10 protein-coding genes are annotated in these 12,518 nt (G+C 43.5%); 2 read left to right on the top strand and 8 right to left on the bottom strand.

Annotated features, from left to right (window positions below; all coding sequences use genetic code 11):
* Window positions 1-329: 329 nt before the first annotated feature.
* From GH808_RS04960 to cdaA, 5 genes are all read right to left on the bottom strand, one after another.
* Window positions 330-1,574 (bottom strand): DUF1015 domain-containing protein, encoded by a 1,245-nt coding sequence (locus tag GH808_RS04960; RefSeq protein WP_186841691.1) that lies wholly within the window; start codon window positions 1,572-1,574, stop codon window positions 330-332.
* Window positions 1,575-1,650: 76 nt separating this feature from the next.
* Window positions 1,651-2,820, bottom strand: a complete 1,170-nt coding sequence (locus tag GH808_RS04955) for a phosphoglycerate dehydrogenase (RefSeq protein WP_186841690.1) — start codon at window positions 2,818-2,820, stop codon at window positions 1,651-1,653.
* Window positions 2,821-2,849: 29 nt separating this feature from the next.
* Window positions 2,850-3,938: a 3-phosphoserine/phosphohydroxythreonine transaminase gene (gene serC / locus GH808_RS04950; protein WP_186841689.1), complete on the bottom strand. Its 1,089-nt coding sequence runs from the start codon at window positions 3,936-3,938 to the stop codon at window positions 2,850-2,852.
* 145 nt (window positions 3,939-4,083) lie between these two features.
* On the bottom strand, window positions 4,084-5,295 hold the full coding sequence (locus tag GH808_RS04945; protein WP_186841688.1) for a CdaR family protein: 1,212 nt from the start codon (window positions 5,293-5,295) through the stop codon (window positions 4,084-4,086).
* A complete protein-coding gene (cdaA, locus tag GH808_RS04940; protein WP_186841687.1) occupies window positions 5,285-6,130 on the bottom strand; it encodes a diadenylate cyclase CdaA in 846 nt (281 codons plus the stop codon). Before cdaA ends, GH808_RS04945 begins: the two co-directional genes overlap by 11 nt.
* A gap of 193 nt (window positions 6,131-6,323) precedes the next feature.
* Between cdaA and GH808_RS04935 the strand changes: the two genes are divergently transcribed.
* Window positions 6,324-6,758 (top strand): CBS domain-containing protein, encoded by a 435-nt coding sequence (locus GH808_RS04935; protein WP_186841686.1) that lies wholly within the window; start codon window positions 6,324-6,326, stop codon window positions 6,756-6,758.
* A gap of 146 nt (window positions 6,759-6,904) precedes the next feature.
* Here GH808_RS04935 and GH808_RS04930 read toward each other — a convergent pair whose 3' ends face one another.
* Together GH808_RS04930 and GH808_RS04925 are read right to left on the bottom strand one after the other, a co-directional pair.
* Window positions 6,905-9,403 carry an MrcB family domain-containing protein gene (locus tag GH808_RS04930; RefSeq protein WP_186841685.1) on the bottom strand — a complete coding sequence of 833 codons (2,499 nt, stop codon included), beginning with the start codon at window positions 9,401-9,403 and terminating at the stop codon, window positions 6,905-6,907.
* Between the two features lie 55 nt (window positions 9,404-9,458).
* Window positions 9,459-10,025 carry a secondary thiamine-phosphate synthase enzyme YjbQ gene (locus tag GH808_RS04925; protein ID WP_186841684.1) on the bottom strand — a complete coding sequence of 189 codons (567 nt, stop codon included), beginning with the start codon at window positions 10,023-10,025 and terminating at the stop codon, window positions 9,459-9,461.
* A 330-nt stretch (window positions 10,026-10,355) separates the two neighbouring features.
* On the opposite strand from GH808_RS04925, the gene GH808_RS04920 reads away from it, so the two are divergent.
* Window positions 10,356-11,039: an Mbeg1-like protein gene (locus tag GH808_RS04920; RefSeq protein WP_186841683.1), complete on the top strand. Its 684-nt coding sequence runs from the start codon at window positions 10,356-10,358 to the stop codon at window positions 11,037-11,039.
* Between the two features lie 215 nt (window positions 11,040-11,254).
* Here GH808_RS04920 and GH808_RS04915 read toward each other — a convergent pair whose 3' ends face one another.
* Window positions 11,255-12,439 carry an AI-2E family transporter gene (locus tag GH808_RS04915; protein ID WP_311135751.1) on the bottom strand — a complete coding sequence of 395 codons (1,185 nt, stop codon included), beginning with the start codon at window positions 12,437-12,439 and terminating at the stop codon, window positions 11,255-11,257.
* Window positions 12,440-12,518: the final 79 nt, after the last annotated feature.

Here is a 12,518-nt window from a genome sequence, read left to right as displayed (position 1 = left end):
ACCGACGGTACAGGGAAAACACGTAAAACACAAACCCACGATGATCGTGGTTTCGTGTATAATGACACATGATTCTCTCGCCTTTCCAATAGGGACTAACCCTCATGGCATCAGTACGATAGCTTTATAATTATCAACTTTTCTGTTTGTTGTCAGAATCAGGTTTTCCATCTTCTTCCAACGCACTGTTCTTGAAAAGGATATCATAAACACCGCCATTACACAATCATTTTGTAGGAGAATTTTTTGCACAAAAAAAGAGGCGGACCATCATGTACCGCCTCTTTATGTCTTGTTTTTCAAACAATTAATTATCTTTTCGAATCGAATCAGGAAAGTTTGTGAATAAACAATCCGCTTCTCAATTTTGGCTCAAACCAGGTCGATTTTGGCGGCATCAGCAGATCAGCATCGGCAATATTCATCAGCTCGTCAATGGACGTTGGATGCATGGCAAAAGCCAGCATCATATCATCATGGACGCGGCGTTCCAGTTCTTTCAGTCCGCGAATACCACCGACAAAATCAATTCGCTCATCGGTCCGGATATCACCAATTCCCAGAACCGGAACGAGCACATTGTTCTGAAGGATCGCCACATCCAGCGAATTCACCGGATCATCGGCATCATAGACGCCTTCTTTGACCGTCAGCAAATACCATTTATCATCCAGATAGAGACCAAAGCTTCCTTTTTTATCCGGCTTGACGGCTTCTGCGCCGCGTTCTTCAATCGTGAATTTTTCTGACAGCGCCTTTAAGAACTCGTCAACCGTGAGTCCGTTTAGATCCTTCACCACCCGATTGTAGTCCATGATATAAAGCTGTTCATCCGGGAACAGCACGGAAAGGAAATAATTGAATTCTTCTTCTCCCGTATAATTGGGATTTGCTTCACGGCGCATCAAGCTAACTTTTACTGCTGAAGCCGAACGATGATGTCCGTCAGCGATATAGAGGCTTTCCACCTGCTTGAATTGATCCCTGAGACCATTGATGATGGAATCGTCATCGATCACCCAGGCGCGATGGGTAATGCCGTCATCTGATACAAAGTCATAAACCGGCGCATTCTCTTTTCGCCATTGATCCACGATGACATTAATTGATTCTTGGCCCCGGTAGGTCAGAAAAATGGGACCAGTGTTGGCATCGCAGGCGTCCACATGTTTAATCCGGTCTGCTTCTTTATCCGCCCGGGTTAGCTCATGCTTTTTAATGGTATTGTCCAGGTATTCATCAATCGCGGTACAGACAACCAGGCCAATCTGGCTTCTGCCATCCATGATCAGTTCATAAATATAAAGGCAATCCTTCGTGTCCTGGGTCAGTGCATTCCGATAAAAGAGTTTTTCCAGATTTTTTCTGGCGGTCTCATAGACCAAAGGATCATTTATTTTTATCCGATCATCCAGCGTCGTTTCGGGGCGATCGACTCTTAAGAACGAGTCTAACTTCCCTCTTGCCGCAGCGGCTGCTTCTTTTCGGTTATAAACATCGTAAGGAAGTGCTGCGACGTCCTGAGCCTTCTCCGGAAAGGGACGAACAGCTTTAAAAGGTTTTATTGTTGCCATTTTTTCCTCCATTTTTTAAAGAAAGAAGTGGTCTTCATAATTCCGAAGCCACTTCCTGTTTTCTTTGTTATCTTTGTTATTTTATGATACGAACGCGGGTTACGCCTTTGATGCCTTTTAATGCCGTCTTGACGTTTTCCCCAACATTGCTGTCAACGTCCATCATGGTATACGCCCATGCGCCTTTGTTTTTATTGCTCATGACTGAAATATTGATGTCATTCTCTGCCAGTATTTTTGTAATCTGGCCTAACATGTTTGGTACATTGGCATGATTGATGGTAATGCGATTTGTTGTTTCACAGATCCCCATGCTGCAGTCAGGATAATTCACTGAATTGATGATATTTCCATTTTCCAAATATTCTTTCATCGAATTGATGGCCATATCCGCACAGTTTTCTTCACTTTCAGGTGTTGATGCCCCTAAATGAGGAATGCAGATGACGTTTTTCATTTTGAGCAGACGTTCATTCGGGAAATCAGCGACGTAGGTATCGATAATACCATCTTCAATGGCCTGTTCCAGGGCATCATAGTTGACAAGTCCGCCGCGGGCAAAGTTAAGTAATCGCAAACCCGGTTTTGCTTCTTTTAATAAATCCGCATTGACAAAATCTTTCGTTTCTTCCATGAAAGGAACATGGATGGTAACGTAATCGCAATTCTTGAAGATCGCTTCTTTGCTTACCGAGCGTTTTACCTTTCGGCTCAACCCCCAGGCATTATCGATGGAAATGAACGGATCAAATCCGTAAACCTTCATGCCGAAATCAACCGCCATATTGGCAACAAGAACGCCGATGGCACCTAAACCAATCACGCCCAGTTTCTTACCGAATAGTTCCGGGCCGGCAAACGTGCTTTTCCCTTTTTCAACCAAAGCCGGGATGTCGTCACCCTTGTCTGTCAGTGTTTTGGCCCATTCAACCCCGTCAACCACTTTTCGGGAAGACATCAGCATTCCGGCAATAACCAGCTCTTTTACAGCGTTGGCATTGGCTCCGGGAGAGTTGCAGACAACAATTCCCTGTTCTGAACATTTTTCCAGAGGAATGTTGTTGACTCCCGCTCCGGCACGACCGATGAATTTAACACTTTCAGGGATATCCATGTCATGCATTTTGAAGCTTCTGACAAGAACGGCATCCGGATTTTCTGGTTGGTCAAGCACGGTGTATTTATCATTCAGTGCCCGCAACGCTTTTTTTGATATATTATTGAGTGTTTGTACTTTATAGTTCAACGTTTTATTTCCTTTCTCAGTGAAAATGCCTAGGCATTTTCTTTTTCAAACTTCTTCATAAAATCAATCAGGGTATCGATTCCAGCCATCGGCATTGCATTATAAATGCTTGCACGCATACCGCCAACACTTCGATGACCTTTTAAATTTTCCATGCCGGCTTTTTTACTCTCTTTAACGAATAATGCATCTAATTCGTCAGAACCGGTAATAAATGGTACATTCATGATTGAGCGGTCTTCTGGTACAACGGTTCCTTTGAATAGTTTGCTGTTGTCGATGAAGTCATACAGTTTTTTCGCTTTTGCTTTATTGATTTTTTCCAGTTCAGCGACGCCGCCCTGTGCTTTAACCCATTCATAGACAAGCTTACATACATAAATGCTGTAGCATGGTGGCGTATTGTAGCAAGAATCAGCATCTGCATGAATTTTGTAATCAAGCATGGTTGGGGTGAAATCTTTAGCATGGCCGATTAAGTCTTTGCGAATGATGACAGCTGTTACACCGGCAGGTCCCATATTTTTTTGGGCACCGGCATAAATCAAGCCGAATTTTGAAACATCATAAACTTCTGATAATATGTTTGAGGACATGTCGCCAACTAATGGAACATTTCCTGTATCTGGTATATTCGCTGGTGTAAAACGCGATCCATAAATTGTATTATTGACGCAAATATGGAAGAAATCAGCATCTGGTGTAAAATCCTTGGGATTCACCTTTGGGATGTAGGAAAAGTTTTTATCCTCGGATGATGCAATAACCTTTGCTTCTCCATAACGGGAAGACTCTTTGTATGCCTTTTTAGCCCAACTGCCGGTGATCATAAAATCTGCTTTATTGCTGTTCGATAAAAGATTTAATGGTATCATTGCAAACTGAGTCGATGCGCCACCCTGTAAAAACAGAATTTCGTAGTTGTCAGGCACGTTCATTAATTCTTTAAAAAGACTTTTTGCATCTTGCAGAATTTCACTGAAATAGGACGAACGGTGACTCATCTCCATCACGGACATTCCTGAATCCCCATAAGATACCATTTCATCGGCAGCTTTTTGTAACACTTCCACTGGTAAACAAGATGGACCAGCCGAAAAATTATAAACTCTCTTCACTTCTAATTTCCTCCTTAAAAATAATGATTTGGTGTGCGTAGTCCTTTTCTTAAAAAACTACTTCTTGATATTATATGTTAAAATATTGTCAATTGCAAGACGTCAATGTAAATTAATGTAATTTTTTGTTTTTTCATTTTTCTGCTTATTCAATTGTCACAGTCGTTTTTGCCGGACTGATCGATTTTACAATCGCCTGAGACAGATTCGTCTGAATCGGCAGCTCATATTCTCCCGGGCCCAGATTGGCACAGTCGACATATGCTTCAATTTGAGAGGCATTCTGACTGTTGATCACGCTGTTTGCGCCTTCTAACTTCAGCACGACCTTCGAATCCTTTATTTTTGAAACGACCAAGCCCGCGCCTAAATTCGTCACATTGACCTTATCCAGGGTAAAACTTTTTTCCACCGGCGTTTCAATATTAACGGTGACTTTCACCTTGCCGCTGTCGTTTAAAAAATAGCATCCCGCTGGCGGCGTCAGACTGACGTCTTTGGTAAATGTTTTTGACTGTCCGGATACATCAATGGCGTCCATCGGAATCGAATCAATCGCATTGAGCAGGTTTTCTTTGGCCCCGATCACGACCTTTGAGGGCTCCACCACCAGACCCGTGACAATGTATCCGCTGGCTGGAGCACCGCTCGTTGATGGGATGATGCTCATGGATTTCGTTTTTCCCAAAACGATTTCGGCTGAAACCACATTCGGCAGGATCTCGACGTCATCAATGGGATTCCCGGAAGCGTCATAGGCGGTTACCGTTACATGCTTCGTCGTGTCGGTGGTCAGACCGTTGACATCAGCGGTCCCGATTATTTTATCGATTCTGGCAATGGATTCTTCAGGACCTTCCACTTCAACCTTTTCGGAAGCTTCCGCGGAAATGACAGCGCGGTCATCGGCGGGCTTTCCTTCCACTTCGACGTCAACACCCAGATCCTCTTTGACAATGCTGTCCACTTCAATCTGAATCGTTGTCGGATTCTTGCTGCTGACGATCACAGAATTTGACAGCCCCTTCACATCAACATCCAGATCATAGGTGCCTTTTTCTTTGATTTCACTTAAATCAACTTCTGCTGTTATCTCTTTCATGCTGGTATTTCTAAGACTTTTATCCGTCCCCTTCACCTGCAGATTCAGATAGTAATTTTTGTCTTCTGCCAGAACGAGATTTTTTCCCGCCAGTGTATCCGCATTGGTAAGGGTTATCGGGATGCTGTTGAAATCCTGGGTGATCAGCATATCTGCATTGCCATTAACCATAAACCAGAGTGTAATTGCGATTCCAATTGCGATAAAAACACGAATGAGTTTTTCATGCAACGGGATTTTCTTCTTATTTGCCATCTTTATTCTCCCATAATTTACGAAGCCATCCGCTGTTGTAAGTGCCATCCTCTTTGACTGTGAAATTTTCCAAAATCACCTGCGTAAGCAAGTCTGGTATGACATCCTGATAAAGCGTTCCTTTGATGGCATAGGATATATGGCCGGTTTCCTCCGATACAATGATCACCACTGAATCTGATTTTTCTGTCATTCCCAACCCTGCCCGATGGCGTGTTCCGAGCTCGCTGCCCAGAGCCCGATTGTCGGACAGCGGCAACAGACATCCGGCAGCGCGAACCTGTCGCGACCAGAGTTTGATGATTACCGCACCGTCATGCAACGGGCGATTGGGCGTGAAAATATTCTCCAGCAATTCACTGCTGATCTCCGCATCCAATTCGATGCCGGTATCCACAATGTTGTTAAGACCGGTATTTTTCTCCAGAACAATGAGGGCCCCGGTTTTTTCCTCTGCCAGTATTTTTACGGATTTGATGATCTTATCGACATCCTTGTCCAGAAAGTCCATTGACGGCTTTTTCAATATTTCTTTGAATACCCGGTTATTGCCAAGCTGTTCCAGGGCGGATCGAAACTCAGGCTGGAAAACCACGACAATCAAAATAAAAGCCCAGGTAAATGCGCTTGTTATGATCAGATTCAACGTTGTAAAACCCAGCCATGAACAGAGCGGCGCACAAAACAGTAACAGAATCAAGCCCTTGAAGACTTGTTCCGCCTGTGTTCCCCTGATCCACAACAAAAGCCGGTAGATAATAAACGCGATAATGCAGACTTCAATCACGCTGGCGACTGTTATTCTCGATTGTATATATAATAAAAATTCTTCCATTCTGTATTTCCCATCTGTTTGTTAGCTTTAATTATACACTAACCAAGCCATTCCGCAAAAAAAAAATCAATTATTTCCCATTATTACAGTCACCATTAAGAAAATTATTAAGGGATTCTTTTGAAAATCATGTTAAAATTAAAAAATCTTAAATTTCCACAAATTTTTACTAAAGAATAAGGAGCTCATTTCCATGAAAAACCATTTATTCTATTTATTGCCAAAATGTGACACGATCTTTCTAACCAATACCGATTCATTTCAACAGGCATATAACATGTTTATCATAACGAATTATACGGCACTGCCAGTCATCAATAAAAAAGGACAGTACATTGGCACCGTTTGTGAAGGTGATCTGTTGCGCTCCTTGAATCTCAGTTTATCACACCCCGAAATTGATTTGGATTCTTTTGAAATTAAGGATATCGAGTTCAAAACCAAAGTCGAGGTCGCACGCATCAATGAGAGTTATGAACATCTGGTCGAACTGGCCGTCAATCAGAACTTCATCCCCCTGGTTGACGATCAGGGTATTTTTATCGGGATTTTGCGCCGGCAGGAGTTAATAAAAGAACTGATGACCTATCTGCCGCAAAACAGTCTCTCCATTGAAAAGGCTGAATAAAAAGGTCTGCCATCCTGGCTTTTAGTTTGATTTATAAAGACCCATTCTTTTATTCTCGGATCCATCGAGATAAAAGAATGGGCCTTCGTCTTTTTTGCTCATTCCGGTTGTCAAAAGCTTCCATGATTCTGATCCTTTTAACAGCTCTATTTGATTGCGTTTTTCAATATTCTGATAATCTGACGTCCGCTTCTGGGACAGGGCAGCACCTTTGCTTTCAACAACGCTTCAAGCTGGCGGCAAAACGCCGTCAATGATTTTTCATCCAGCAAACGCTGCCTGATCTCTTTTTTTAAACCAAAGCATGCCAGCTCGCGGTAAACATCCTGGTTCATTTTTGGCTGTTGTTTTAGAATGGGAAGCATTCTTTGAACGATGGCCAGATCAATGACCTCCTGTTCGCTGAACAATCCTTCCACCCCGCTATTGATCCCAAAAGCCAGGATCTCATTTTTCCCGCGGTATCCGATGGGATGATCAAAACTCACGAGGATGTTTTGAAGCTCATTCAACAGAACCATCAGCCGCTCGATAATTTCCGGCAGCCCCTGTGAGTTATTCAGCATTTTAAACTGATTGTTGTCCCACTCACTTTCTCCGACCGGGCTTCCGAAATTTGGAAAAGCACTGATTTCAACCGCCGGCATTTCAAGCGTATTACCGCTGTCAATCACTCTGGGCTCGATCGGATAGCTCTCCGGCCCTTGATTGATCGTTCCAATGATATAAAGATTATCCGGAAAGCCAAGCACGCCGTATTCTCTGAAGGCGCCAACATCTGCGCCAAAATCCTCCCTAGTTAGAAACGGTTCATCATTCCCGTTGATTCCTTCCAGTAGGCGGCGCAGATAGCCTTCTGCCGGGGACTGATCCATTTCATCCAAAAGAAGAAAATGCGGTTTTTCCGGATGGTCTTTTGAACTTTTCAGAATCGGCATGACCGGACCGGGGATAAAATGGCCGCGACTATCCAGCGATCCGAATAGTTGTTTTTCATCTTCCCATTTTTTTCCAACCAGCACGCGAACATATCGCCCATTCTCGGCATTGGCACCAATCGTTTCCGCAAACAGCCGCGGCATGCTCGTTTTGCCACTGCCGACGTATCCCCGGATCATCACAAAAGGTTTCGATTTTAACGAAAGATAGTAGCTTTTTATCAGTTCTGACGAATAAATGAATCCCCGGTTTGCCATTTTTGCCAGTACCAGCTGAAGGTAGGGTTTCAGCGTCTCGTTTCTGAGTGGATACGGTTTTAAATCGCTGCCGAATTCAGGCCCTTTTTCATCTTCGGATTTTTCATTTTCATCCCGGCTGATTTCCTGGTTTTGATTTACCGTGACCGCCACATGCGGCTGTTGCCGTTTGATGTCTTCAGCTAACGCGACAACCGTTGCAAAATCATTTTTCAGCGCTTCTGTTTGAGCTGCCATTGTAATTTCCGGCTCCTGATCGGCACTGGCCGCTGAATCCGGCTCATTGTCGACTTCATGAAACGGGATTCCAGCACCAGCGGTCACCGGCTTCTCTATTTCCGGCGCGATTTCTGGCGCTTCTTTTTTTTCTTCTGCATCCGATTCGTTAGACAGTTCATTCAAAAGTGACTCTGTGCGGTCTTCCGGCACTGCCTCTTCCGGCTCTTCAGACTGCTGCTTTTCTTCCTCGCTGGACTGATCCTCACTCGTGTCCGACATCTGGACCGAATCGCTCCTGACACAGGCATCGTAGATTTTTCTGAGCGCTTCAAATTCTGCTTCGAGTACCTCGTTTTGCGGCATGTCCTCGGAGTATTCACGGTAACAGAGCGTGCCTGAAACCAGCATTGCATTCGGCAGGGCGATTTCCTGCTGATTCGTTTTAAAACTCCCGGTATCGACTTTTTGTCGCAGTCCGTTCACTTTCTCTGCAAGGGTTCTTCTGCCTGCATCTCTTTGTGCATAAACAATGGACAGGTATAATTTTGCACTGTCCATTGCCAGAAAATAGGCAAGATGAAGTCCGTTTTCGATGCTGTTTTCAATGCGCTTATCCGTCACCATAACCCATGGAATTTCCGCCCACTGGGTATCGCCGGCAAAACCCTGAACCGTATAATTTCCGGACTTGATCGGCTCAAGCCCCGCCAGAACACCCGGAATTTCTTCATTAATCACATCCTTGAATGAGAATCTGAAGTCGCGCGGATAATAATTCGGATAACCGGAAATCCATTTTTTAAACAGCTCATTCAGCCCTGATCTCTGCTGTCCGGCTTTTTCTGTTGCCGTCCTGCTGCTTTCATCATTATTGATGTCCGGCTCTTTATTTCCCGTCAGCAGTCTTACGATGAAGTGATCGCTTTCTTTTGTTATGACCAAGCGGGGTGTCTTTTGCGGCTCTTTAATATCGCTAAACCAGGAATCATATTGGGGAAACGCTTCATCCAGCTTTTTAATCAGCACTTTGCTCAGTTTTAGTTTTGTATTGCCGCCTGCCGTTTCAACATATGCCGGATATTCACGGCCGTTATAGATTAGTGCCAGCCGTTCACCCGCGCTTCCAAAAAATCCTGAGAGTTCTTCCGGAACATATAATTCGGTATTTGTATAATCAGATAACTCTGTCGTTTTTATAATTTTATCGGGTCCTAATAATTCCCAGCTCATTTTTTTGCCTTTCTCTTTAATTTCAATGCTTTATTTTGCCCCAGCTATTTGTCTTTTATTCTTCTGTTTTATTTTCCGGTTCTTTTTCCAGCTGCAGATGCGTTTCTCTCAGCTTCCATTCATTTCGCATTTCTTCTTGAATTCTTTTCTGTTCATCCTGATATTCCTGACGTTTTTTATAAAGCGTCTTTAATTCCTCGGGCATCTCGGGTTCTTCGTTTTCCGTTAACGTGTTCCCCATCGCGCTCATGAAATACTGACGCTCACCCGGTCCCTGAAATTCGACAAAATAGATGCTCTGGTTTTTATCCAGAATCAGCGTGCCATCCTGAATCATAACCTGAATGCTCAAACCGAAGAGACTTGCCTTGACATTGGCAGTTGTCCATCCGGTAAATTTCATGCCATCGTACTTCGGCATCAGATGATTGATCTTTTCAAAAAGTTCCCGCTCCAACCGCCAGTCATCATTCACTGAAATGAAAACCGCTGACGTCCGCTCCGGAATTTGAATCTGCACGAACCCGTCCTTGATGCGCATCTCAGATATATAGGCTCTTACCGTTTGGGTAATATCAACGAGCTTTTCATGACTCGTAATTTCAATATGAATTGTTTTCATTTTCGTCTCCCTTATTATGTAAGTCTGTTTTATTTCATCAGCCGTTCTTTTGCCGTTTACAGGCGGCTCACTTTCTTTATTATAAACGATATCCGTCTAAAAAACTAAAACATTACCATTGATCTTTGATAAATATTTGCCTTATCAACTATTTTCAGTCCCGCTGCGATTTATCTTTGAGTGCATTCGCTGATATGTTAAAATAATTCAATACTGACTGCCGAATTGAAACGGTTCAAGTGACTGCTAAGATATAAAAATTCCGACTCCGGTCAGGAATCTGATAAAAAAACAATGGTTGCAAATCTTTACCAGAGGAAGTAAAAAATCATGTTAAACCACAGCGAACTCAATTTACTCAGTCAACTTGCGGCCTTGGATCTGCCGATCACTGCCGCAGCACTTCATGATTATACCGTTGGCGAAATGGTTGCGGCATTATTGGAACAGGTTGATTCACTGCATGGTGATTGTGCCATGTCTTCAGCCGAATGGTCCATTTCATTGTCTTTGATGCTGGAAAATCCGCATCTCGCCACGCTCAAGATTGTTGCCTATTCCAATCGGCCGGAACATGCGCTGGTCGGATATTGCTTTTCTGAGCCGCGCCAGGATACCGGCATCATCGCTTTTCGCGGCACTACCGGCAATGGCTGGATTGATAATATTAAAGGCGCTTTTATCGGTGATACACCTCAGCAAATCGCGGCTTTAGCTTTTTTTGAACAAGTGGACCGGACCTTCAACTTCAGCAACTACATCATGACCGGCCATTCAAAAGGCGGCAACAACGGACAGTACATCACCATTATCAACGGCGATAAAGTATCGCTCTGCGTCACCTTTAACAGTCAGGGGTTTTCTTCTGAATTTATCCGGAAATACGCCTGTCAGATCAAAGAAAACCAGGTGAAAATCATTGCCTACGAATGCGCCTGGGACATTGTCAATATCCTGCTCAACAGTATTGCCGGAAACCGGATGATCGTTGGAACGGAATCCCGGCTTCCCTAGCGTAATCATCCGCCCAACAAAATACTCGATCAATCTGGAAATATTCGCGATTCAGACAATCGTCATCCATTTTATTCCGGATTCCAGAATTTTACGGTCAGTCTCTCCCTGCTCGCTTCAAAAATCAAACGCCAAATCAAAAAAAGCAAGTCGGGGAAGAAGTAAGATCTATCAAAAAAGACTCCTGCACACACGTGCAGGAGTCTTTAGAAATTTTACTGAATATCATTCATGGTCTTTTTTAAAACACGTTCGTTTGTTATTTTTCTGAACACGGAATAGATAACCGCAAAGGTCGGTATTCCGAGAATTGTCCCCAGAATTCCAAACAAACTGCCTCCGATAATCATGCCGACCAGCACCCAAAGTCCGGAGAGTCCAATTGAACCGCCAACAACTTTTGGATAAATCACATTGCTCTCGATCTGCTGCAGCACAACAATGTAAATCACAAAGACGAGACAGTAAAACGGATTGACCACTAACAGGATGAATGCACTGGGCACAGCTCCCAAAAAAGCCCCGAATACCGGAATGACGCTGGTCATTCCGACCAGGACGCCGATAAGCAGCGAATACGGAATTTGCAGTATTGCCAACCCGATGGTGCAGAGACTTCCAAGAATAAAGGCTTCTGTCAATTGGCCGGCAATGAAGCCATGAAATACCTGATTGGCGGTAATACTGACATCCTGAATAAAGTCTGCCCGGTCTTTACGGATATAGGCATAGATGAGTTTATCCTTTAAAGCCAGTAGTTTTTCTTTGTCTGCAAGCAGGTAGATGGAGATGACGATGCCCATTACAACGTTGACAACTCCGGTTGTGACGCTTATTGTCGCGTTAAATATTTCCGGCACTGAACTGATGATGACGCCGCCAAATTGTGACCAGAGTGAATCCCATTGAATGGTGATGTCGTTCCATAAACTCGCTGGCAAGCCGAAGAATGCCAGTGTCTGATCGACTAACGCATTAAACGAATCAATATAACCCGGCAGCTTGTCGATCAGCGTATTCACACTTTCACTCACCTGCGGAACAATGAATGTGATAATCGCAGCAATCACTCCCAGTACAGCAATAAATGTAAGTGTGATTGCTAGCATCCGTTTGGTTTTGCTGCGGTCTTTGTTTTTCCTGTTTTTTATTTTTTCAATAAAACCCAGGACATTCTTTTCGATGAACGACATGGGAATGTTTAAAACAAACGATATTCCCAATCCAATCAGCACCGGTGTAATAATGTTCACGAATACACCCAAATAGCCGACGAGATAACTGATATTCATCAACGCAACGAAAAGACAGATGGCGAAGGAAATCAGAAACAGATAATTTCTGAACGTCATTTCACTCATTCCATCTTTATTCTTTTGTTCATTCTTATTCTTTTCCACGTCTTCACCACCTTTTTGATTGTTTATTATAGCATAGATCTGCATTAAGACGACTTAAATTAAAATTGGAATATGTCCG

This window comes from Acetobacterium fimetarium, assembly GCF_014284475.1.
In the GTDB taxonomy this organism is placed as follows: Bacteria; Bacillota; Clostridia; order Eubacteriales; family Eubacteriaceae; genus Acetobacterium; species Acetobacterium fimetarium.
The sequence above is the reverse complement of the archived record's forward strand: the minus strand, read 5'-3'. Positions and strand labels throughout refer to the sequence as shown.

Excerpts from the sequence above, each read along its gene's own strand:
- GH808_RS04935 (WP_186841686.1), top strand. The coding sequence starts at position 6,324 with ATGAAAAACCATTTATTCTATTTATTGCCAAAATGTGACACGATCTTT.
- cdaA (WP_186841687.1), bottom strand. The coding sequence starts at position 6,130 with ATGGAAGAATTTTTATTATATATACAATCGAGAATAACAGTCGCCAGC.
- GH808_RS04960 (WP_186841691.1), bottom strand. The coding sequence starts at position 1,574 with ATGGCAACAATAAAACCTTTTAAAGCTGTTCGTCCCTTTCCGGAGAAG.
- GH808_RS04930 (WP_186841685.1), bottom strand. The coding sequence starts at position 9,403 with ATGAGCTGGGAATTATTAGGACCCGATAAAATTATAAAAACGACAGAG.
- GH808_RS04925 (WP_186841684.1), bottom strand. The coding sequence starts at position 10,025 with ATGAAAACAATTCATATTGAAATTACGAGTCATGAAAAGCTCGTTGAT.
- GH808_RS04920 (WP_186841683.1), top strand. The coding sequence starts at position 10,356 with ATGTTAAACCACAGCGAACTCAATTTACTCAGTCAACTTGCGGCCTTG.
- GH808_RS04945 (WP_186841688.1), bottom strand. The coding sequence starts at position 5,295 with ATGGCAAATAAGAAGAAAATCCCGTTGCATGAAAAACTCATTCGTGTT.